Source organism: Bacillota bacterium, assembly GCA_013314855.1.
Classification (GTDB): Bacteria; Bacillota; Clostridia; order Acetivibrionales; family DUMC01; genus Ch48.
Genome location: JABUEW010000029.1, coordinates 15,622 through 40,723 on the forward strand (window position 1 = coordinate 15,622; position 25,102 = coordinate 40,723).

18 protein-coding genes are annotated in these 25,102 nt (G+C 35.1%); 14 read left to right on the top strand and 4 right to left on the bottom strand.

Annotated elements, in window-relative coordinates:
- Positions 1-2: 2 nt before the first annotated feature.
- The 5 genes from HPY74_07015 (at position 3) to HPY74_07035 (ending at position 6,701) form a co-directional block, all read left to right on the top strand.
- Positions 3-3,593, top strand: a complete 3,591-nt coding sequence (locus tag HPY74_07015) for a CRISPR-associated protein Csx11 (protein NSW90414.1) — start codon at positions 3-5, stop codon at positions 3,591-3,593.
- Positions 3,594-3,607: 14 nt separating this feature from the next.
- Positions 3,608-4,687, top strand: a complete 1,080-nt coding sequence (locus HPY74_07020) for a hypothetical protein (protein NSW90415.1) — start codon at positions 3,608-3,610, stop codon at positions 4,685-4,687.
- A gap of 19 nt (positions 4,688-4,706) precedes the next feature.
- Positions 4,707-5,105 (top strand): hypothetical protein, encoded by a 399-nt coding sequence (locus HPY74_07025; GenBank protein ID NSW90416.1) that lies wholly within the window; start codon positions 4,707-4,709, stop codon positions 5,103-5,105.
- On the top strand, positions 5,098-5,958 hold the full coding sequence (locus tag HPY74_07030; GenBank protein NSW90417.1) for a hypothetical protein: 861 nt from the start codon (positions 5,098-5,100) through the stop codon (positions 5,956-5,958). The genes HPY74_07025 and HPY74_07030 overlap by 8 nt, the downstream gene beginning before the upstream one ends.
- 266 nt (positions 5,959-6,224) lie before the next feature.
- Entirely contained in the window at positions 6,225-6,701 is a 477-nt protein-coding gene (locus HPY74_07035; protein ID NSW90418.1) for a GyrI-like domain-containing protein, read from the top strand.
- A 21-nt stretch (positions 6,702-6,722) separates the two neighbouring features.
- Here HPY74_07035 and HPY74_07040 read toward each other — a convergent pair whose 3' ends face one another.
- Entirely contained in the window at positions 6,723-6,923 is a 201-nt protein-coding gene (locus HPY74_07040) for a hypothetical protein (GenBank protein ID NSW90419.1), read from the bottom strand.
- Positions 6,898-7,200 (bottom strand): hypothetical protein, encoded by a 303-nt coding sequence (locus HPY74_07045; protein NSW90420.1) that lies wholly within the window; start codon positions 7,198-7,200, stop codon positions 6,898-6,900. The genes HPY74_07040 and HPY74_07045 overlap by 26 nt, the downstream gene beginning before the upstream one ends.
- 443 nt (positions 7,201-7,643) lie before the next feature.
- On the opposite strand from HPY74_07045, the gene HPY74_07050 reads away from it, so the two are divergent.
- Positions 7,644-8,132 carry a hypothetical protein gene (locus HPY74_07050; GenBank protein NSW90421.1) on the top strand — a complete coding sequence of 163 codons (489 nt, stop codon included), beginning with the start codon at positions 7,644-7,646 and terminating at the stop codon, positions 8,130-8,132.
- Positions 8,133-8,163: 31 nt separating this feature from the next.
- On the opposite strand, the gene HPY74_07055 is transcribed toward HPY74_07050, so the two are convergent.
- Both HPY74_07055 and HPY74_07060 read right to left on the bottom strand, forming a co-directional pair.
- Positions 8,164-9,441 (bottom strand): MFS transporter, encoded by a 1,278-nt coding sequence (locus HPY74_07055; protein ID NSW90422.1) that lies wholly within the window; start codon positions 9,439-9,441, stop codon positions 8,164-8,166.
- A gap of 526 nt (positions 9,442-9,967) precedes the next feature.
- The gene (locus tag HPY74_07060; GenBank protein NSW90423.1) at positions 9,968-12,337 is read right to left on the bottom strand and encodes a helix-turn-helix domain-containing protein; all 2,370 of its coding nucleotides are present in this window, start codon (positions 12,335-12,337) and stop codon (positions 9,968-9,970) included.
- Between the two features lie 464 nt (positions 12,338-12,801).
- Between HPY74_07060 and HPY74_07065 the strand changes: the two genes are divergently transcribed.
- From HPY74_07065 to HPY74_07100, 8 genes are all read left to right on the top strand, one after another.
- Entirely contained in the window at positions 12,802-13,611 is an 810-nt protein-coding gene (locus tag HPY74_07065; GenBank protein NSW90424.1) for a sugar ABC transporter permease, read from the top strand.
- A 59-nt stretch (positions 13,612-13,670) separates the two neighbouring features.
- The gene (locus HPY74_07070; protein ID NSW90425.1) at positions 13,671-14,555 is read left to right on the top strand and encodes a carbohydrate ABC transporter permease; all 885 of its coding nucleotides are present in this window, start codon (positions 13,671-13,673) and stop codon (positions 14,553-14,555) included.
- A gap of 77 nt (positions 14,556-14,632) precedes the next feature.
- The gene (locus tag HPY74_07075; protein ID NSW90426.1) at positions 14,633-16,255 is read left to right on the top strand and encodes an ABC transporter substrate-binding protein; all 1,623 of its coding nucleotides are present in this window, start codon (positions 14,633-14,635) and stop codon (positions 16,253-16,255) included.
- A 301-nt stretch (positions 16,256-16,556) separates the two neighbouring features.
- Positions 16,557-17,870, top strand: a complete 1,314-nt coding sequence (locus tag HPY74_07080; protein NSW90427.1) for a Gfo/Idh/MocA family oxidoreductase — start codon at positions 16,557-16,559, stop codon at positions 17,868-17,870.
- A gap of 545 nt (positions 17,871-18,415) precedes the next feature.
- Entirely contained in the window at positions 18,416-18,892 is a 477-nt protein-coding gene (locus tag HPY74_07085) for a hypothetical protein (protein ID NSW90428.1), read from the top strand.
- 202 nt (positions 18,893-19,094) lie between these two features.
- Positions 19,095-20,162, top strand: a complete 1,068-nt coding sequence (locus HPY74_07090) for a hypothetical protein (GenBank protein ID NSW90429.1) — start codon at positions 19,095-19,097, stop codon at positions 20,160-20,162.
- Positions 20,163-20,557: 395 nt separating this feature from the next.
- Positions 20,558-21,046 (top strand): BREX-3 system P-loop-containing protein BrxF, encoded by a 489-nt coding sequence (brxF, locus tag HPY74_07095; GenBank protein NSW90430.1) that lies wholly within the window; start codon positions 20,558-20,560, stop codon positions 21,044-21,046.
- A complete protein-coding gene (locus HPY74_07100; GenBank protein NSW90431.1) occupies positions 21,043-24,711 on the top strand; it encodes an exonuclease SbcC in 3,669 nt (1,222 codons plus the stop codon). The genes brxF and HPY74_07100 overlap by 4 nt, the downstream gene beginning before the upstream one ends.
- Positions 24,712-25,102 lie beyond the last annotated feature (391 nt).

A 25,102-nucleotide genomic window follows, 5' to 3' on the forward strand; every position in this document is an offset into this window, starting at 1 on the left:
CGGTGAATAACCTTAATATTAATAATCTTTTTAATAAGCGCATTGAAGTAATAAAAGCTGAAATTGGAGCGTTATTGTTTAATCTTGGGAAGACACATATAGGATTTTGGAGAGAGAAAAAAGATGAGATTACAGGCCAAAAAGTAAAATATTTTAGCATAGATGAAAATTGTTTTGAAAGAGAATATGGATATAAAGTATTTGGGGGTTATAGAGATTACTATAAGGAAAGGGATGGAATTAGTCCATTTGAGAAAGATTTGAATTCAGCAAATGATAAACTTAAGGAAGTTATATACAAAACAAAGCTGAACCTTAACTTATTTGATATTAAAGAAATGTTTTTATATGAAATTATATATGGTGATGCATTACCGGAAGCAAAACAAAATAAATTGAATAATATATTTTTCAGGGGTTGTGAAAATATAAATTCAGGCATAGATAAGGGAGTACCTAAAAAACAACTTAATAATTTATGGATATCAAACGCTTTTGGCAGTTTTAATGAAGAGATAAGTTTTAATGGAGATGTAAAAAGAATGTATTTTGATGAAAAGCGCCGGAGCTTTTTCTCAAAACTAGGGAACAAACTATCTTCTTTTGGAAATGGTCCTGATAATTTAACATATGAAAACTGGACAGAGATAAGACAATTTATTTTAAAAGAAATAAAAGAGCGGTATTCTTATCTTTTAAGTGATAGCAGGTTTCCCGCAAATGATGTGACATTATGGGATCAGGCGTATATGACAGCTTCTTTATTTAAAGCATCAATTGCAGCAATGCTGCTTGATAACAATAAATGCCAGAAATATGAAACTCCTAAAAACATAAAATGGAGCATCCTAGGAATACAATATGATAAATTATCATTAATAAACAAATCTTTAAAGTCTCATTTTATATCCTGGTATAATGAAAATATAAATAAATGCGATGAGGAAATAAAAAGAATAATTGAAGAAAAATATGCTTTAGGCAACGAAATATATAGAGATGAGACAGGAATTTATTTCATTGTTCCTGAAAATATTTCACATGAGAAAGATAAAGAATTATCCGGATTACATAATGATTTATACATGGTAAAAGAAAATATTTTAGATGTTTTCAATAAAGTATTTGCTGATGAAATTTACCCTTCTATTTTTATAACTAGGTCATCAAGAGGTACGATGAATTTAGCTTATCTTATCGAAAAATCAAAAGAAAATTTCCTTAAGCCAACTTTGCCAGAAAATTTCTGTGAAGGCATACTAAGTTGTAGTAATATAAATTATAACGGTATTTGCCAGGTATGTGGGATAAAACCCGGAAAGAAGGAAGACGGCGAAGATAATATGATTTTATGCGATCAGTGTTCAGATAGAAAAGAATCAAAAATGGTGAAATGGTTTAAAAATCCGGAAAATGAAACTATATGGACAGGAGAATTGCAAGATGAAAAAGGGCGTATTGCGCTAATTACTTTAAAATTTGAGTTGCAAGAATGGTTAAATGGAGATTTTTTAAATAGCTTGATTATGAATGATGTCATTCATAATCAAGTATCCTATAAGGATTATTTAAATACCATCAAACAACTTTTGGCGAATATGCAAAAACGTTATAATCAATTTTTGCTGGGAGATAAGAAAAATCTATCAAAAATTTATGGATTTTATTCTGAAAATAGAACAGTTATAGGCGAATTTCTTAATTTGTTTGATAAAGATGGAATAAAGCTCCCTCATGATGATGTTGTTAGAAAAATAGTAAATATATTCAATGAAGATTTGCAAAAAGAAGATGATAAGAGGTTGAAAGAATTATTTAGAAATGAATTTTTTGACTTTTTGAAGAGGAACTGGCATTTTATAAGAGAAAAAAATGAAGAAAATAAAGATGATGATAATTATATTATTTACGATGAAAAAGGAGAATTTATTTACAAAATAGAGAGCAAGGAAATAAATTTTAAAAATCCCAGTTTTAAAAACCACTACGGAAACAACACAGGCTGGAAATTGGTTACTGACATTTTTTCGTTTGCTTATCTTGAAACCCAAATTAATAACATTTTGTTGGAACGGGCTGTAGGTGATAGGTGGGAAATTTTAATTAGAGAGAAATTGAACACAAAAGTAGACTTTAAAAATAGAAAAATTGAATGGGATAAGCTATCTGATGATGATATCGATTTTCTATCCGGAATATTACTTCAATTTTTAATAAGGAAAAATCCTTCTCCTGCAAGGCTAAGAAGAATAACAGAGACAACCAAAGAATTTCTGGATGAGATAAAAAAAGATTTATTATGTTTTATGTTTGAAGATAAGGATAAAAAAGAGTGGAGAATCAAAAGAATTGTGTGGCATATAGACAATTTGAAAGATAATCAAAAAAACAGAGAGTATGAATATAAAGGACTTGAATTTATGACGGATGATTTCGGCAATGTATACCTTATATCATCAATCGAACAGGCAATAGATATAATTAGGAACATCAAAAAGGAAGATAAGAGGGAAAAAAGTGAAATTCACAAGGAAGTACACGAAGCAATAAAATCCGAGAATTGCGATTGGATAAAAGACAAGCTATCTATTGAGCCAAAGTATAAAAATAAAAATAGTCAGTATGATAAGCATGATGAAAAAATCGATGGAAAAATTGAACTCAGAAGAGAAAATGCAACATATAAAAAATATTTGCCATATATTTCAATAATGGATCCTACTCCAATCATGTGGCAGTTTATAGTGCCTTCCGAATGTATACCTCAGATAATAAAAACAGTCCAAAAAAGATACAATGAATGCTTCAAATATGTTATTGGCAAGCTGCCTTTGCATATAGGTGTAATTATTCAGGATTATAAAAAACCTATATATGTTGGACTTAAAGCTCTAAGGGATATAAAGCGAGATATAGATGATTTTGATAAGATTAAAAAAGAAATAAGTACTACAGAGCTTGATACTCTCAGAAATGAAGGGCTTAATTGTAAAAATAAACATGAAATATTAGAACCTCTGGGAGATGTATATTCACTTTATGAAGTTAATGGCAATTACGGGAAATATAAATTTTATATAAACCCGGATAAGAAAGAAAATATTTGGATTGATACAACAGTTGATAAAGCAGGAGATGAAAAATTTTATATATATCCAAATACAATTGATTTTGAATTTTTAGATGTAAATACAAGAAAAAATGATATATTTTACGGGGAAAACGGGAAAAGAGCAACTCAAAAAAAGAATAGACCATATACGTGGACCGAATGGAAATTATTTAAAAAATTTTTTGAATATTTCAATAAAGAAAACTGCAAAACCAGGCTCCAAAATATTATAAGTCTTATGTATTCCAAAATCGAAGAATGGGGAAATGAAACTGAAGGCCTGAAACATTTTATGCTTTCGTCCTTTATAAATATTCTTGATTTAAAAGGTGATAAAGATAAGTTAAATGAATTTTCAACGATTTTCGGTAAGGATAACTGGGATGAACTTGCAAATACACCATCAGAAAATTTTAAGAAAGATTTAATGATGTTTATTGATATGTATGAGTTTTGGCATAAAGCCTTAAAAAAACTTTAAGGGGGAATATATGTATGGAGAATTTAAAAATCTATGCTATAGCTTCCGACCCAATATATATTGGAACGGGAGGATATACAATAGGAAGAGTTGATAATACAATAGTAAGGGATCCAACTACCCAAATACCCAAAATTCCTGGCTCAAGTTTTGCTGGAACTATGAGATTCTATATGGCATTAGTACTTCAATCGGCTTTTAAAGACGATTATAAAAAGGATTTAAAAAACAGAAAAGATAAGAAAATGGAAGAATTGTTAAACGAAGGGCAAAACATTCAGAATTGGATGAAATATGAAGGCAATAGATATGCTTTGATGAAATGTGCAGGACAGGATGATAACCCAAATGAATATTATGAAAATTATCAAGAAATTGAAAAAATAGACGAAGTTAATTCCGGACACTGCGGCCATTGTATTGTTTGTCAAACTTTTGGATATTCTAAAAACAAAAGATCAAGATCACAGCAGGGCATCGCTTTCTTCTCCGACCTTAATATACTGTTTTTCCCGGTTTACACGAGATTTGGTGTTAAGTGGATTACATCTCCACAGGTATTAGAATTTGCTGGAATTGAGTTTAAAGATGTAGATTCAGGTAATGGTGAAGAGGTCATTATGGTAGTAGAAAATGTACAAAAAAACGACACTGAAACAAAAACTATAAACCTGGGATGGATTAATTTACCCTATAAAACAAATAAAATTGAAACATTACCTTTGAAAGGTTTAGATCAATATATTGAAAAACATATTACAAATAATTCAGTAATAGTTCCCGACAGTCTTATATCCCACATAATTAACTCTAATCTTGAAGTGAGAACTTCTGTTTCGATAAATCCTCTTACGGGAGCTGCACGAGAAAGTGCATTATTTACTTCAGAAGCTATACCAAGAGGTACGGTTTTTTATGGAGAAATAAGGCTTATAGACAGACCATTGGCGAAGGATATGATCAATTTGTGTGATATAAAAGAAGCATTAGAGTTGTCTTCAAAATACTATGAGAGCTTTGGAATAGGAGGAATGACAACAAGAGGTTTTGGACGTATAAAAATGTTTATAAGCAGTGATGATAATAAACAATAAGGGGGGACAGCAGATGTCAATGGTAAAGAATCTTGATTCGGAGCTTAATAAATTAGGGTATAAAATATATAAAGATATAAAAGATGAAAGTAATAAGTCTACAAGAAAAAATTTAGCAAATCATGTAGATAAAGCTTTGGGAGTTTTAACAAACGACGGGGTATATGCTTACTATGTATTTTGCTTAAGCAAAGACAAAGAAGATAATAAAAATAAATATAGTAAAATTTTTATTGAAAATCCTGTTAATATAATAAAATCTTTTTTGCCTTCAAACTATAAAAACTTAAAGGATGAACAATTTTTCCAAGAATTGTCAAAAAACTTACATGACCTCTTATTCTTTAGAGATTTATTAGAAAAAGCTTTGATTTATGCAAGGTATCATCTTAAGACACTAGGTGATGAACATGAGTAATATTAAATGGCTGGAATTAACCTTTATTCAGCTTACACCAATTCACATTGGAAAATATAATTATGGAGTTATTTCCGAAAGCAGAATTTTTATTCCTGGTTATACAATGTGGGGAGCATTGGTAAATGCATATAGTTTGAAAAACGGGGCAACTGAAGAAGTTTATAATGATGCAGAGAAAAAATTCGAGTACATTTCATGTTTTTACCCGGTTTTTGATAATAATATATTTTTACCCGAATTCTGCAAAGGAAAACTGTATTATATAGATCATGCTAATGAAAAAAGATATACTGAAGCGGAGTTGAGAGCAAAACTGACTGATACATATATATCTACAGCAATTATGCCTATTACAAGGACTAGCAAAGACGAATCTCTTCACGAAATTGAAGTTATCCTTAATAAAAGTAAAGATAATAAAGATAATGTTAAGAATCTTAATTGGAAGGGAGTAATAGGATTATCTGATGTTAGTTATGAAAAATTTTTACATGAAGGTTTAGAAATATTTGTTGGTGGAGATGTAAGATATGGACTTGGGAGATTAAGATTAGAATCAAAGAAAGATATTGGAGAAAACGAACTTGAAATGTGGCAGATAAATAAGGATGGATATTTCAGAAATATTGACAATTCAATAGTAAATTATATAGATGTTTGTGGAGTTGACTTATTAAAAGGAAGGATAGAAGCTTTTATACAACTAGAATATACAACGGCTATCCCTCAAAAAATTAAAAATAAAGACGAAGACGGATTTAATTTATGTTTTGTTCCCGGAAGCATAGTAGCATTAAGAGATGATAAGCGGCTTAAGCTTAAAAGAGGAGTTTTCAAAAGAGAGTTATAAATAATTCATAAATATTTTTGTTAACTTCAAAAAGAGCATAACAATGCGTATTTTCCTATAAGAAGAATACATTAAAAATAATTTGTAAATACACATTCTTTGGTAAATGCACATTCTATTGATGAATATTGCCAGTTTTTATGCGTATTCCGGCTTATTCGGATGCTGCCGAAATATACGCTCTCCAAAAATATTTCCAATTTGACATACTGTTGTCATATTTGGTAAGGTATAATAAAAACAAATTGAAAGGGGGATGGATATAAATGGAACCTGTTATTGTAGAGAAAAGTCAAATAATTGTCGCAGGCATAAGTGGTGACGGCAATAAGACATATGATCTGTGGAAGAGATTTTCGGAAAAGGACGGCAGAATCCCGCATTCAAACAAGGTGAATGACGACGGCTATGAAATCCGCATGTATCATGAAAATGGCAAATGTGATTGTTTTGTCGGCGTAGCAGTCGCAAATGCTAAAGTGACGGATGATTATGAACTATATAACATTCCGGCAGGTAAATACGTGATATTTGATATATACCCGTCGAAAGGGTGGGATAGTTCTAATGAAGAGATGAACGCATGGCTAAAAGAGAATGCGAACAAATATACACAGATACGTGATGAAAAAACGGGGGCGTATTTTGTTATTGAATATTATGGCGCACGTTTCAAGGGTATTGATAATCCTGACTCGGTGGTGGAGATGTGGATTCCACTTAAGGCTAAGGCTGGGGAATAGAAAGAAAGCAATCAATTCTTTCTAACCCAAAATCCTGTGTACGTAATTATTACGTTCACGAAGCCCGATGTCAATACGGTTGGTAATAATAGCATCAACACCCAAATTAAGCATATGTCTTATTTTAACCGGATCATCAACAATCCATGAAAATACTTTTAGGCCCAAACGACGGCAGTTTTCAACATAGTGCTCATCAACTAAAAGCACACACTTCTTCAAGCGTTGGGATGGTTACTCCTTTATATTGACTGCTGAATTTGTAAGAGTAATCATATTGCCGCAGTTGTTTTAGCGTCATTTGATCTACTCGGCCTTTCCCATTACCGGTATCATCGATGGTTTCATCGTGTATGGCTACAATAATACCGTCAGCGGAGCGGTTCACATCCAATTCGATTCCATCCGCTCCCATTGAAATAGCAAGTTCGAATGCAGGCATAGTATTGCGTGGCGCATATGCATCCGTCCCCATATGGCCTAAAATCAATGTATACATTGGTTAACTCACATCCCCTCTTCATTTATTTTCCTTTATTCAGTTCCTTTATTTATTCTTTATGCCTTAATTGCTCCAATCATAACTCCCTTGATAAAATGCTTTTGAACAAAAGGATAAACCATAACGATTGGTAAAATGGTAAGTATTACTACGGAATATTTTAACTGGCAGACCTGTAAACTTCGCCCTATTCCCAATTGCGCCCTATTCCCAATTGTGTATCACCTGCAAGAATCTCCGAATCCTGAATGAGTATTTTCATTAAAAACAACTGCAAAGGTTGGAGCTTAACATCCGGCAAAAAAATCATTGCATTGAAGTAGCTATTCCAATATCCTACAGCATAGAAAAGGCTCATGACCATAATAATAGGCTGATAACCTTAATTCCCATGTAAATTATAACTATGATTTATTAAAAGCCTTCTGGAACTACCGAAATTGCACCTTATTCCGGATAAAGGGTTTTACAGCAAAAAGAACGTTGATGAGCTGCTGGCAGCAAGAGATAAGTTTACTATTGCCGTATCGATCCGGAATAAGTGGGTTCAGGAGGTTATTGATGAAATACGTGATGACATCTACGGCCCTGATGGATACCGGAAACTAGATGGGGAGATCCTTTACGTTTATACCAGGCTGCATTGGTGGGGCAAAGAGAATAGGCGGTGTTATCTGCATCTATACTACAATGCCCATTTGGCTGCAGAAAGCTTTGACGGCTTTACTGAGGAACTGCTAAATTACAAGGAAGAACTGGAGACCGGCAATATTGTGAAAGAACATGAAGATGCCCACAAGACATTCTTTACCATCAAGGAAACACCTGTGCGAGGTATAAAAGTCAGCTATAACGCAGATATTCTTAATGGCTTTTCCTACCATTTTATTATCATCATCCTTAATAATTCCCGGCAAGTTGTACAATAATTTTGGCTAATGCCAGGTGTATTTCCAATTTTCATATTGATGAGGATGTATAACGCCAATTGTTATCCCCCCTGATTTCGGCCGGGAAAAACATTGTTCCTATGGCTCCGAGAAGAGCTACCGCCGAAGCCAGGAAGAATGAATGAGAAAAGGAGCCCGTTATTTCCGATATGGCTCCGCCGACAACGGGGCCTAAAGCTTGTCCGATTCCAAAGAAAAGCGTGATAAAGCCCAGTGCTGCAGGGGCAAGTTTTGCTCCCAGCATGTCACCGCAGGCAGCCGACATAATTGCAGGTATGCTCCAGGCCGAAAGCCCGAAAAGTATGGCGGAAACCAGAAAATATATATGGGAATTGCCTATTCCAAATAAAGCAAAAGCCACGGTGTGGATAAGGAATAATACGATAAGGGTATTTTTACGCCCTATTCTATCCGATACGGCACCCCAGATTATTCCGCATAATAGGCTGAACCATCCCATTGTCATAAAAAGCTTGCCGGATTCCCCTACGGTATATCCGTAATCACTTGCCAGGGATTTTACAAAGAAAGTCATATAAATTATGTAGGAAAAGCCAAAAGCACTATAAATAAGGCCAAAGCACCATACCCGGGCAGACAGGTAAACCTGTTTCCACAGGCAGGATGAGCCTGAAGTCTGTGTCGCCGGTTGGTGGTCTCCATTCTTCTGTACATAACTCAATTCCATATCGGAAGGGTTGTTTCGTATTATCAAATATACGCCTATAGCAAGTATTACTGTTATCCCACCGAAGATAAACCAGGCAATATGCCAGGCATCATCTCCGTAATTGGAAATAATCCAGGGGACGAATAAACCTGTAAAGATAAGCCCGACGGATGAACCGGACACGGCAATGCCTGAAGCAAAGCCACGCTTTCTTTTTGAAAACCAGGCTGCCCATAATCCCATAATTGCTATATTTGCGGCACCACTGCCTAGTCCTGTCATTCCCCGCCAAATTGCCGCTGAAAGAAAAGTATTTGTAAAACCGGTGCAAATCATACCTATGCCGGCTAAAAGCAAACCTATGGCAGCAACTAGTCTTATTCCGAAATAGGCCGACAGTGCACCGCCGATTATTGCAAAGGCAAGGTATCCTGCCAGATTTGCGGTTGCAAGCAATCCTGCATGGCTGTTATCCAGGTTTAAATCCACCTGCATCGATGGAAGCAGCATTGAATAACCGTAACGGGCCAGTCCCAGTGCACCGAAAACGGCTAATACTCCTGTAATAAGCATAACCCAGCTATAATGTGAATAATTTGCTTTTATTTTACCCACCATGTTCGACACCTCTAATATTTTAATTAGTGCAAGTTTTAATGATAATATATTATATCATTAATAGTAGATATAAAGGGGGCAAATCGGAAATCCTGAAACATTATCAAATGACAAATTTAAAGAAATGCTTGAACTTAACGGAATTATTACACTGTCGCAAATATCAAGAGCTTTTTTAATAAGTGTAACTGGTCAATCAGGGATTAATCCTCCCGTAAGACTGCCTATGATCAATGTTATTGCCTTAAGGGAATAAAAAAGAAACCAGCAACAAAAAAAGGATTCTTAAAAATCGAGAGAGAAAATATTGCCAAATCAGGCAATTTATCTTAGGCCTATTAACTAATATGTGTTAATGTAATAATAATAAACAAACAGTGGAGGGCATGCAAGTGGCAATAAATGTACAACCTGAAACCAAGGTATGTATTGACAGAGCCTTGCCGCTCCTTAAAGGGATATGTAATAAGATCGGGCTTGCCGAATTGATTGACGAAAAGTTGGATTCTCAAACCGAACTATACTACTATGATATCGCACTTTTAATCTTATATTGCTTGGGAGTTTTCCCGTATTTGGACTTGAACTTTTTAATAAAGTACTGGGAGCTGGAATATCCAACTACAGTAGCGATTTCTTCGATGGATAGGTTGGTTGATGTCAGCAGCTCTTTTGCCAATTCTAGCCTTGCTTCAATAAGATAGTCAATAAAATATATGCCGGTCTCTTCTTTAAATATCCGGCTGAGATAATTCGGGCTTAGATACATGGCATTCGCGACGCTATTCAAAGATATATCCTGGTTGGCTATATTGGCATTAATATACTCTTTAACCTTCTTTACCAACTCCTTGTTCCTTTCGCACTGCCAGTCATCCGTATGAACAAAAATTTGCTCCAAAATATTACCTATCCAAAGTTCCAGTTCCTCTATATTGCTGATTTTGTTAAAATATGAGTATATATTTCTATCATATAGTACAGTTTTATCCGTGTTTGTTCGTTCTAAGGTATCGGCAACAGAGGTAATAATGTGATATAAAATATTCATTACATAATTGTATGGATAACATTCATTCCTGATGGAAGAAACGAGGCTATGCAGGCTGGAGAGAGCCGCAGCCTTATTTTGGGTTGTCAAACTATTTGAGAATTCTTCCAATGAGAGCTTTTCAAACTCTCTGTTATTATTTTCCCAATTAAGTACTTCATTCAGTAAAAACAAATCCTTATCCGGATATATATAACTGTACTTTACACAGGTTTGAGCTTCGCTATATGACCTTGATAAGGACAGTACATCATCACATATACTCCCTATACCGGCATTTACCCTGATTCCGTGGGTCTCCTTGACATACTTACATATTTCCTTAACTATACCTGCCACGTCTATATTAGCAAACTTAAGATTCACAACACTAAGAATGCTGTCACCGTCCTTCGTGCAGTAGAAACTCACATCCATGTTAAAGGAATTTCTTTCTATATACTCCATAATTTCAATGGTTGTATATTCAAATGTTTTTAAATCCATGGACGAGACCTTACCCACTTTTAATATTATGATACAATAGAAATCGTGATAAAAATCAATACGCAGTTGTTTTAGCCTGCTATTAACTTCTTCACGGCTGAGATAATTGCCGTTAATAAGGTTAAGAAGAAAGTGATGTTTTAAAATAGGGATATTATCTTCGAGCTTTTTTTCCTGTTCCTTTACTTTAAATGCAAGAGAGTTTAAAGCAGTATTTATAAAGTCGTACTCATTTTTTACCAATTCGGACGGCGAAGATGCTAATACTGCCCTGGTTACCCTAACCAGTTTCTTTAGCGGAGAGTAGAAATTCCTAGCAGAAAGCAGCGTTAGAATAACCCCTATAAGCAGTATGAATAAGGCTATAAAGATAATTACATTATTTAGGTAGCGGTACCCTTCAGTAATCTTAAAAACTGGTTTTATGGCTATATACTTCCAATTGTTGTATTCCGAGGTTACGTACGAAACTACTGATTTCTTTCCGTTAAAATTCGTAGTAAAGTAGCCGTTCCTGCTAGAATTATTTATTTTATCTCTACTACTACCGAATAGTTTACTAATATCAGCATTTAAATATTTTTTCTCACTGTGTAAAATTACAGTGCCATTTTCATTTACTATTAAAATTTGTCCAAAATCTATAGGAGCAGAATCCTTTATTATATTGTACAGCACATCTTCAGATATTGATATGGCTATACCGCCTAATAAATTATTATTTGAAGTTGAAAAAGGAAACTTTCTTATGAATGTAATCACATTCTTATAAGGTAACTCTACGCTGTTCGGATTTTTAACTTTTCTTGCGCCAACCCATGTGTAATTGCCATCCATGCTATCCAAAATCTTTATCCATTCTACATCAATCCAGTCCTGCTTGAAGGGCAGGGAAAGGTACTTCATACCTTCAGTTGAAAGAACAATATTATTCTTCTTATAATATATTGATATTGAATCAATAACAGGATTCAATACTTTCAAAGACCTCAAGTGATTGTATGCTTTGCCTATTCCTGATACATTTCCTTCAACAGGGTTTGAGAAAAAATATATTATGTCCTGCTTATCAGCGGTATCCTGCAGGATGGACAGGGATATCTTATCTATGCTTAAGAGCACAAAACTGTCTACAGACTTCTTGAGATGTCCTAACAGCTCGGAATTTGCTTTTATTGTTTGATTTTCCATATTCTTAAATATAAATTGATAAGAAAAACCTGAAATAATAGCAGTACATACTACAATAACAATGAAATATGACAGCAAAAGATTAAGCAGTGTACTGCTGATTTTTCTCTCATAATTGATACTGCAAACAAAATTAGATAGCCTTGCTTTTAGTCTATTTAAAAACATCTATAACCTCCAGTGGTGCAAGTCGAGGACCTTCTTATATGTTCTTTCCAAATATTAATTATAACATAATTATAGCAGTATGAGAACTATTTTCAATGCAACAAATTTTGAAGACTGCTGTAATTGTCTTTTCAATGAGTTTAGGCCACATATGTGATAAGTTTTTATACATTTTTATTGATTATATATGTCTGGTTTTTTAAAAAAACATTGATTATTAACCATTATTATTGATTATTAAAATTGACGTTAAAGATAGAGGAGGCTTATAATAAATTCATAAAACTTAATGTAAAAAACAGAGAAAGACAAGGAGACTTGTAATTTTGAAAATACCGAATATTAAACAAGATAATGTAAATAAAGCAAGACATAATATATTTAAAGAATACTGGAAATATAGGTACCTATTTCTTCTATTAGCATTTGGACTAATATACTATATTATATTCCATTATATACCAATGTATGGCATAGTTATTGCTTTTAAGAACTACAAATTCAGATTGGGGGTTTTCGGTAGCCCATGGATAGGTTTTGAAAACTTTAGAACCATGTTTAGAGGCGTTGATTTTTTTAATGTTTTCAGGAACACTCTGATAATAAGCTTCTATAAACTTATTTTTACCTTCCCTGCACCAATTATACTTGCGCTTTTACTTAATGAAGTAAGGAATAGAGCATATAAAAAGACTATACAGACTATAAGTTATTTACCACATTTTTTATCATGGGTAATTCTTGCAGGCGTGTTCATGCAGCTTCTTTCTCCTTCCCAGGGGCCTATAAACTATATTATTAAGTCATTAGGAGGAAAAGCCATATACTTTTTGGGTGACCCAAAGTGGTTTAGGACAACTCTTGTTGCTACTTCAGTATGGAAGGGAATCGGGTGGGGATCTATAATATATATTGCATCAATATCAAGTATAAATCCTGAGCTATATGAAGCTGCATATATTGATGGCGCAAACAGATTTGTGCAAACTATTAAAATAACCCTTCCGTCCATTGTACCTGTTATTACAATAATGTTCATACTTAGCACTGGATCTCTTATAAATGATGATTTTGATCAGATATTTAATTTATACAATCCTGCTGTTTACGATGTAGCTGATGTTATAAGCACTTACACTTACAGAATGGGACTGGTTCAAATGCAGTACAGTTTTTCTACGGCGGTAGGATTATTTAAGAATATTATATCATTTTTACTTATAATGATAACAAACTACATTACTTCACGTTTCAGTGAGTATGGAATATGGTGAGTTATTCATAAATGTTTTTAAGTTGACTTGAAAGACTATTTACAGGAGAAAGTTATTTTATGAAAAGGTCAAAGGGTGAAAAGATTTTCGACATATTTAATTATATATTACTCGGGATTTTAGGGTTCTGCACATTATACCCCTTTCTAAATGTCCTTACGATATCCTTAAGTACTCCGGCGGATATTAGCAGAGCAGGTTTACGTATATTACCACTTAATCCTGATTTTTATGGTTATAGAAAAATACTACAGAATAGTTATCTTCTTACAGGATACAAAAATACCATTATAAGGACAGTACTTGGAACAGCAGTTAATGTGGTGTTGTCTGCTATGGTTGCTTACCCTCTGTCAAAGAAATATCTTCCTCAAAGAAACTTGTGGACATCAATAATTGTTTTTACAATGTTTTTTAGCGGTGGATTGATACCTAGCTATCTTTTGGTACAAAAGCTTAAGCTTACAAACACAATATGGGCATTAATACTTCCTGGTGCAATTAATACATTTAATATGATAATTATCAGGAACTATTTTATGTCTCTTCCAGTTGAACTGGAAGAATCTGCTAGAATTGACGGAGCTAATGATATAAGAATACTTTTTTCTATCATACTACCTGTAAGTGCTCCGATTATTGCTACTGTTACTCTCTGGTATGCAGTTGGTCATTGGAATGCATGGTTTGATGCGCTTATATATATAACAAATGAAAAACTTATGGTCCTTCAGGTAATACTTAGAAAGATGGTTGTAGAAGGGTCAATGCAATATATGGAAACCAGTGGCACTGAGTTTGTTTCCGAGCACGAATTTCAACCTACTCCCGATGTTATCAAAGCAGCAACTATAATGGTTTCATCAATCCCAATTATTATGGTATATCCTTTTGTGCAAAAATACTTCATACAGGGTATTATGATAGGGTCTTTGAAAGGATGAGATTTTAACAAGCATCCTTGAAAGTAAATTTTAAGGGGCTTGAATAAAATATAAATCAAACAAGGAGGTTAATTAAAATGCGCAGTAAACTATTTAAAGTAGTTAAAATGGTCTCTATCCTGCTAGTAGTGTTTATAATGTTTTCATTGGCAGGGTGTGGGAAAACTGAAAAAGATAACGATTCCAAAGGGTCTAAAACTGGCAGTGAAAAGGAACCGGATAGTGAAAATAAGGAAGAAAAAGTCTATACTATTGACTGGAATGGTTTACAGTATGGACCAGTGAAAGATGATGCACCTGTTAAAAAGATTTTGGAAGAGAAGTTCAATGTTAAGTTTAACATGATCTATGTAGACAGATCTAAGTATCTTGAATTAATGAACCTGAAGTTTGCTAACAATGAAATACCTGATGTATTTACTGCACTAAATGTAAACACACTTATCCAGTGGGTTGATCAGGATTTGCTAGCAGAGATACCGGAATCTTTTATCAGAGAACATGCACCTAATATAGCTAAAGAAATCGATAGCTATAAGAAGTATGATGAAAAAGTATGGAAATTTAGTTTAGTAGATGGTAAAAATTATGGTATACTTGCACATAATGCCGATATGGTATACCATAGCCCGGTAATATGGAGAAATGATTGGCTTAAAAACGTAGGAATTAACAAACTGCCTGAGACTCTGGCAGAATTTGAAACTGCTCTCTATAAATTTGCAAAAGAAGACCCTGATAAAAATGGAAAGCCTGATACCTATGGATTATCGGCAGATGGATTTAACGCAATTTATGGAACTTCCGGATATTGGCCTACTTTTTGGAATAAAAAGGGCAATGAAGTTGTTTGGGGTGGAATTCAACCCGAAATTAAACAGGTGCTTGCTACTCTCAATAAGTGGTATAAAGACGGAGTAATAGATCCTGAATTTGTAACCGGTGAAAATCAGGGTGGTTATTGGGCTATTAGCCACGCTTTTGTAAACGGTAGAATTGGAATGACAGCCCGTGGAAACTATTATCACTGGAATTACCCCTATTATGAAGGCGAACCTGGCGGTGTAGGCAATTATGAGAACTTTGTAAAGATTCAGCCTAAAACAGCGAGTTATGCTTTTGGCAGACCTGCTATAGGAGCTGATGGTAAAACTGGAATGGGCATTGGAGGAGTAATTTCACATTTTTGTGTATTTGGTAAACAACTTGAAAAAGACCCTGATAAATTAGCCAGAATTTTAAAAATACTTGATGCTCTTGCTTCTGATTATGATTTGTACCTGAATGCCAAGTATGGAATAGAAGGACAGCATTGGGATTATACTGCTCAGAAAGAGCCCTGGTTTAAAGATGAGTTTAAATCAGTTGAAGCACAAGCTTCAATTGGAGCGGGTAATGCATTCCTTCCATGGCAGAGTATGGATTTTTATAGAAAGTTACGTCCCTTCCATTTTGCTTTCGCTGAAAAAAGTGTAAATTACGAGAAGTATGTAAATCAGGTGCCTGTAGGACTTCCTTCCAGCGGGAAATATAAGGCAGACCTGGATAAGCTTCAGGAACAGACCTTTATGAAAATTATTACTGGGGACCAAAGCATAGATTCCTTTGATACGTTTGTTGATCAATGGAATAAAATGGGTGGAGAGCAGCTTACTAAGGAAGCAAATGACTGGTATAAAAGTGTTACTTCAGGCAACTAAATCTATAGATACAGACATAAATATATGGATAAATATAAAGATAGACAAAATAAATTAAGGTTTAAATATTGTTTAACTCTATAAAAACTTTTATAATATAAATTGATGTAAATGGGATTTTTAGTTTAAGCCTGACTGGGATAGTCAGGCTTGAGCTTTTTCCAAGGATTTTAGTTTTAAGTAGCAGTATTGTTTATGTAGTAAAATGTTAAATTGGTAGCTAACATTATCCAAACATTAATATACAAGCATTAAGATCTAAAATATAATTCTAAAATATAATGGAAAGGCAGGTATTAAAATGTTTAACATAACCCAGAAGAATAAGCCTGTAACAGCAGTTATAGTAGGAGCCGGGCATCGTGCTTTGGCATATGCAGGATATGCCCTAACTAATCCTGAAAGGCTTAAGATTGTAGGAGTTGCTGACCCCAATGAATTAAGAAGAAAAAAAGTTGCTGAAACCTTTAATTTCAGTGAAGAGTATTGCTTTAGTTCTGCGGAAGAACTGGCTTCAAAGCCTAGGTTTGCTGATGCAGCCATTAATGGTACCATGGATCATCAACATGTACCTACATCAATTCCCCTATTGAAAGCAGGCTATCATATCCTGCTAGAAAAACCTTTTGCCACAAATGAGGAAGAAATGTGGCAGTTGGTTAAAACTGCAGAAAAGTATGACCGCAAAGTAATGATTTGCCATGTATTAAGATATGCACCCTTTTATAGGGCTATCAAGGAAAGACTTCTTTCAGGAGAAATTGGAGATATTATTAATATTCAAACTGTAGAACATGTCAGTTATCACCATATGGCAGTAGGATATGTGCGGGGCAAGTGGAGAAGTAAGAAATACTGTCATACATCGATGCTGCTGGCTAAATGCTGCCACGACTTGGATCTGATAATGTGGTTTAAAAGCGGAACAGATCCGGTGTCTGTAGCGAGTTTTGGAGGTAATTATCAGTTTGTCAGGGAGAAAATGCCAAAGGGCGCAGGAAACCGGTGCCTGGTTGACTGCCCTATTGAAGAGAACTGCCTGTATTCTGCCAAGAAACATTATATAGACCACCCAGACCGTTGGTCATTCTATGTTTGGGACTGCCTTGAGCATATAGATAACCCTACAATAGAACAAAAGATAGAATCACTCAAGAAAGATAATATTTACGGTAGATGTGTCTGGAAGTGTGATAATGACGTTGTAGACCATCAGTCGGTGGTTATATGGTTTAAAGACGGAAGTACAGCAACTCATAACATGATTGGAGGGGCTTCAAAACCCCAGCGTTCAATTCACATTATCGGTACCATTGGCGAAATCCAGGGGGTATTTGACGATTCTAAATTTGTAATCCGTAAAATCGACCCAAGACCAGGTAAAGAGTATAGCGAGCAAATTGTGGATCTTAATATTACCGGCGATATGACGGGCGCTTTTGCAGGTCACGGTGGTGGTGACTTGCGTTTGGCAAGCGATTTCGTTGACTTTGTACAGAACAGACCCCGGTCCATTTCGTGTACTTGTATACAGGATTCAATAAACGGACACCTTGCTGCTTTTCTCGCTGATAAATCGATGGAACAACACCGTGTAGTGGACTTCAATATATAAAGTAATCCAATATAGCAAGACGGGAATTCAATATAGTAGAATTCAGGTGAATGGGCATTACTATTAAAGGTATTTTTCATTAGAGCATTTAGTTGTAAAGATATCGAACTTAAGCGTCAAAAAGTTTCTCGCCTTTATAGGCGGGAGCTTAAATTGGCGCAAATGATATTGTTACTTTATTTAGGAGGGGGATTTCAAGTTCCCATCTTAATTCTTAAGCTAAGCTAAATTGTAAATATAGTTACATTCTAAACTAACTGCAGCTATAGCTTTTGCTCTTTACCGGCAAGGCTTAAATCTTGAAGAAGCAGAAATTATTGAGAAAGCTTTAATAGAAAGATATTTTTATAATAAAGACAATTTTTCACTGGATGAAATGCACTTGTGCCTTTTGAAATAGGAGGGAGAAAAATGGAATTAAAACTATTGGGAAAATATATCATTAAAGCCAGGATTGGTGCGAAAACAGGGCTACATAAATACCAAAACTTCCCATAAGCTTTGAATTCAAAAACCTTGAGGAAAACATTCAGGTTTTCCTGCTATTGAGTGAAAATTGCTTTGAGGAAAAGATATTTGAAGCAATTTGCCCGCAAAAACTGCCGGAAGAGTTTGAAGTATTTATTGATAGAGGAAATAATTATATTTCATTATCAACCTGGGGATTTATATTTTGGAATAAATTTGGCAAGAAATATCTTGGGAAAAAGTTGTATAATCTGCCTCATCTTAAATACTTAGATTCTTTCAAAAAAGATTTTGAAAAAGCGGAACCCGTCCAAAGAACTGATTTACAGCAAAGGCTTGCTTTTGTATCAGGAATAATATTGAATGAAGGGATGCCGAGCCTGCAGAAACATACAGGTATTAATTTTTCTCCATTAACATCAGTAAAAACATCCGACAGAGAGCCTATTTGGCATTTTCGTTTAAATGACGGAAGAAGAGTTACTTGCGAAATGAGAGGGAATGAACTTCTTTTAAGAAGATTTGGAGAACATGAGGTAGATGATAATCCGTAAGAAGGGGATGGTTCTACAAGGAGATGTGACACTGAGCGCTCACTGTAAAAGCATACACAGGACATAGCAGTAGAATTTTACTGTCAAACTCAGAAAAATATCTATTAAGTTGTAGATTATGGTATAATATATACATGCAGATAATACAAAGCAGGTGAGATTATGGATAAAGAAATTTTAATTACTTACGAGGAGTGGTATTATGTATAAGATGACATCACATGAAAGATTTATCAAAATATTTGAACATAAAGAAGCCGATAGAATTCCAATTTATGATATACCATGGGCAGGAACTATAAGACGGTGGCATAGGGAGGGGATGCCGGAGGGCATAAGCTATATAGATTATTTTGGCCTTGACAAAATAGCTCATATAAATGTGGATATCACACCGCAATATGAAGAAAAGACACTTGAGGAAACGGATGAGTACAGGATATATACCACTAAGTGGGGCGTAACTTTGAAAAGTTGGAAACAAGATGATTCCACGCCCGAGTTTATAAATTTCACTATAACAGACCCCGACAGATGGGTTGAAGCAAAAAAGCGTATGGTTCCTACGAAGGATAGAATTAACTGGGATTATCTTAAGAAAAACTATAAAAAGTGGCGTGAAGAGGGATATTGGATAGAAGCAGGGCTTTGGTTCGGCTTTGATGTTTCTCATTCTTGGGCAGTTGGAACCGAAAGGTTTCTTGTTGCGTTGGTTGAAGAACCGGAGTGGTGCATTGACATGTTCAACCACTTTCTTGACGTGAATATTGCGCTTTTGGAAATGGTGTGGGATGCCGGATATGAGTTTGACAGCGTTAAATGGCCGGATGATATGGGATACAAGCACAGTCAGTTCTTTTCGGTAAAAATGTATAGAGATCTTTTGAAGCCTGTACATAAAAGAGCTATAGACTGGGCACATTCCAGAGGTGTTAAGGCACATCTCCATTCGTGTGGAGATATTAATCCATTCATACCTGAGCTTATTGATATAGGTCTCGACGCTCTCAATCCTCTGGAGGTAAAGGCTGGAATGGATCCTATAGAATTAAAAAAGAAATACGGGAAGGACTTGGTGTTCCATGGAGGAATAAATGCAGTATTATGGGATGATACTGAAGCAATAGAGGCTGAGATGAGGAGAGTAATTCCAGTAATGAAGGACTCAGGAGGATACATTTTTTCTTCCGACCATTCCATACCGAATAGTGTTAGCTTTGAAAATTTCAAAAGGATAATTGATTTAGTGAAAGAATTGGGAAGTTATTAAAACAGTATGATACGGGACGTTTTGTTTTTCATATTGATTAGTTAATAAAATAAATAAAATAAGGAGCCTACTATGAGATTTTCGATGATTTGCCTTAACAGAATATTGGAATAAGCAAGGGTGTTGTTGACATGCCCGGAAAAGCGTTGCGCTTAGATATCAAGGTAATAGTGTTATCGGATGAATTAAATGTATGCTTAAATTTATGCATTATTGTTACATAATTGGATGAAATTACTATAAAAGGCAGTATTAATAGGTACGAATAAAATTTTGATGCTTCAGCTCTGAGGTTCTCTTTTTTTTTAGTTTCTGATCCAAAAATATGATATAATGTAAATCGATATTTTCGTAAATATTTATAATTCATAAATATTAGTAAAAGGTGATGGTTTGTGGCTGATATCGGCGAATTTAAGGAATTAGCCGCTTCTCTGTCCAGTGAGTACTACAAGCTTCTTTTATTGGTTGGCGGCAGCGGGAGAGGAAAGACAAGCTTTATAAGAAAAATCTGCAGTGAAGATACTGATAAATATAGATACATAAATTTAAACCGGGCATTATCTGAAAAGTTGAAGGAAATACCGATAGCAGAGAGATGCTACTATGTGCAGGATTACATAGATGATATTGTAAAAGATAATCCGGGTGATTTTTTGGTGTTGGATAACATAGAGATAATTTTCTCCAGGCACCTCCAGGTAGAGCCGTTAAGATTATTGAAAAATATTTCAAAATACAGAAAAACAATTACCGCGTGGCCGGGAAGCATAAAGGACGGATATTTGACCTATGCCGAACCCTGGCATAAGGATTATGTCAAATATAGTTTAAATGATTTGGAGTGCTTATATATAAATCTTGAGAGGGGTATGCAGTTATGAAGTATAGGGATTTAATACAGTTTGAACCTATTGAAACTGTAGTTAAATTGAAGGATGCGGATACCAGGAGTGAGGCGGAAAGACTGGTAAAAACCTATGTAATGTCGGACAGTATGGCTGATAGCTTAATAGGCGTAGTTTTGCCGCAATTGCAATTTGAACGGACTGTTGACAATAAAGGAGTTTTTATCGTCGGTAATTACGGCACGGGCAAATCCCACCTTATGTCGGTTATATCGGCGATTGCAGAAGATGCCGAGCTTTTGAACCTGGTAAAGCATGATGAATTTAAGAAACATGCTCAATCCATTGCAGGGAAGTTTGAAGTTTTAAGATTTGAAATCGGTGCTTCCAAGATGAATTTACGTGACATCATTTTAAGCAATATAGAAAAAGACCTGAAAAAACGGGGGATTGGCTATAAATTCCCACCTGTAGATAAAGTTACCGACAATAAACAATATTTGATTGAAATGATGGGGCTTTTTGAAGAAAAATATCCCGGCAAAGGATATTTGATAGTTGTTGACGAACTGCTTGATTACTTGCAGCATAAAAAAGAACTTGAAATTAAGTTTGACCTGGGGTTCTTGCGTGAAATGGGAGAAGTGAGCAAAAACACCCGTATAAGATTCATGGCGGGAGTACAGGAAACCCTATTTGACAATCCGTCTTTCTCGTTTGTTGCAAAAACCATATTAAAGGTTAAAGACAGGTATGAGCAGATCATAATAAAAAGAGAGGATATATCCTATGTGGTTTCTCAAAGACTGCTGCAAAAAAATAATGAACAGAAGGCATGGATAAGGGAGCACCTGCAGAATTTTAGCTCCATGTACAAAAACATGGCCGACCGGCTAGAAGAATATACAAACCTTTTTCCAATCCATCCTGCATACCTGGAGACATTTGAAAAAGTATACATAGCAGAAAAGAGAGAAGTACTGAAGACCATTACCATGACCATTCGGGAAATTCTTGATGAGGATGTTCCCCACGATGAGCCCGGTCTTGTTTCATACGATGCATACTGGACGTTTATAAAAAATAATCCGTCAAACAGGACTGACCCTGATATTAAGGAAGTGATTGATAAAAGTGAAATATTGGAGGGAATCATTAGGAATTCTTTCACGAGATTGCCGTATAAGCCAATGGCGCTGCGGATTATATATGCTTTAAGTGTCCACAGGCTGACAACCGGAAGCATCAACGTACCAATAGGAATAACGGTACAGAACATGAAGGATGACTTATGCATATATGATTCAATGCTCCCGGAGAAGGAAGAGGACTTTCTTATTACTACGATAGAAACGGTAATGAGAGAGATTTCCAATACCGTCAGCGGGCAGTTTATTGAATATAACCGTGAAAATGAGCAGTATTACCTTGATTTGAAAAAGGATATAGATTACAATGCAAGAATCCGGCAAAAAGCCGATGTGCTGGATGATGACAGCCTTAACGAATATTATTTTGACATCATCAATAAGGCAACCGAGTGGGATGCACCGGAGTATGTAACGGGTTTTAAAATATATGAATATGAGCTGCTCTGGGAGGATAAAAATGTTACAAGACAGGGGTACCGCTTTTTAGGAACCCCTAACGAACGTTCTACTGCACACCCCCCAAGGGATTTCTATGTTTATTTTTTGCCTCCTTACGGGGCAAATAATTATAATAGTGAAGACAATGAAGATGAAGTTTATTTTGAATTTATCGGTGATGATGAATTTAAAGATGTATTAAAATTGTATACTGCTGCACATAAAATGGCAGAGGTTTCATCAAGCGAAAGTAAAGCTACCTACCTAAATAAAGCTGCAGGATATCAGAAAAGTGCCATAAATTGGATACATAAAAACATAAGCCAATGTTTTAATGTAAGGTATAGGGGGGAGAGCAGGAGCATATTAAATTGGTTAACAGGTAGAAGATTGGGGGACAGGACCCTTAAGGAACAGATAGATATGGCTGCATCCGCCGGCCTGTCAACATGGTTTAACGAGCTGTACCCCGATTATCCAAGATTTTCACTGACTATAACATCAAACAATATAAATCAGATGTTCAAAAATGGGATGGAATATATTGCAGGTAAGGAAACCGATACAGGAATGAAAGTTCTTGATTCTTTTAAGCTTTTAGATGGAGATATAATTGCGCCCCATAAATCAGTGTATGGAAAATACTTCATTGATGTTATAAACAACCTGCCGCAAGGCAGAGTATTAAATAGGGGAGATATCATTGAGCGCATCAATGAAGATACGGAATATGACAGGAAGTTTAAATTGGAGCCCATTTGGGTGGCATTGATTTTGTCTGCAATGGTTTATAGCGGGGATATCATCCTTACAGTAGGAAAAAAGACTTATGATGCCACCATGCTTAAGGAACTGGCAGCAGAAAATACTTATGATTTGATAAATTTCAAACATTGCGAAAGACCAAGGGACATACCCATAGCCGTGTTAAAAAAGCTTTTTGAAATGTTGGGGTTACCTCCCGGACAGATTGTTAATGCCAACACAAGGGATGCTGCCGTAGCGGGCATGCTTATCAGGATAGATGAATATATTGAAAAAGCTTTGAAGGCCATTGTATTCCTCAATGGAGACACGACAATATGGGGGAGGCCTTCATTGGAACCTTATAAAGTTGAAAATTATAAGGGTAGTATCAGGAGTTTTAAAGAGTTCCTTGATTCTATAAAAAGATACAATACCCAGGCAAAACTTAAGAACTTTAAATATACCGGTGAAGATATTGAAAAACATGCGGCTGCTTTAAAGCAACTTGCCGAAATCGATAAAATAAAGGAACTAAAGACAACAATTGAGACCGATACTTCTTATATTTCAGCAGCAGAGGTTATATTAAATGATAAATCGTGGATGGACAAGGTAAATGCATTAAAAACAAAATTGGAAATGGCATTGAAGGATATCAACAGCATAGATGAAAACTTTATCCGGATATTCAATATTGAATTGGCAGAATTGAAAGACGAGTATATAAGCCTGTACATGGAGCTTCATAAAAAGCACAGGCTTGATTTAAAGGGTGACAATGCCAAAAAGAGGATTATGAGGGGGAATGAGCTGAATAACCTGAAAAGACTGACTGCCATTGAGGGCATACTTCCGGTTATCAGGTTAACGAAAATCCTGGAGAAAATTTCCGGATTAAACACTTGTTATAACCTTACGGAACAGGATATGAAAAGCAAGTATATATGCCCACACTGTAAATTTAACCCCTCGGAGGGCAGTAAGCCCGTATACGGAGTAATTGACTCGGTGGAGAATGATATTGACAGGCTTTATGAAGAATGGACCGAAATTATTATAAACAGCATAGAAGACCCAATGGTAAAAGGGAATATACCTTATTTGAAGCCGGAGCAGCAGGAAGCAATAAACAAGCTACTAAATACAGGAAAGCTACCTGATGTTATTGATGGGAACTTTATATCAGGTGTCAATACATTAATGCAAGGCCTTGAAAAAATTGAAGTATCTATAGAAGATATGAAGAAAGCCGTATTCGGCGATGGCCCTGCCGGTATAGATGATATCAGGGCGAGATTTGAAAGATTCATAGGAGAACTCACAAAAGGCAAAGACGAGAACAAAGTAAGAATTATTATAAAATAGTGGAGTGGGGGTAGCATCATGGAATTAACCAAGGAAATGATAGATAAAGTAAGGGATATTGACGGATTTCCCATAGGTAAAGATGAGGATATTATTAAACCCTAACTTTTCGACTTTACGTAATATGCATTCCTAATGAATCCATAAGAACCTTTGTCTTATTGGCAATTTCAGACGTCACCCATTGCTGATTAATTTTTAATTTATGATGCATTAATATTATATTCAGTGATGTGAATAAAGTCAAGTATTCAACACATGCACCAGAGCTGAAGCATGAAAATTTTATTCTTATCCATTAATAGTGGCTGCGTTAGTAATTTTATCCAATTATATAATAATATTACATAAATTTAACCATACGTTTAAGTCATCGGATAACACTATAACC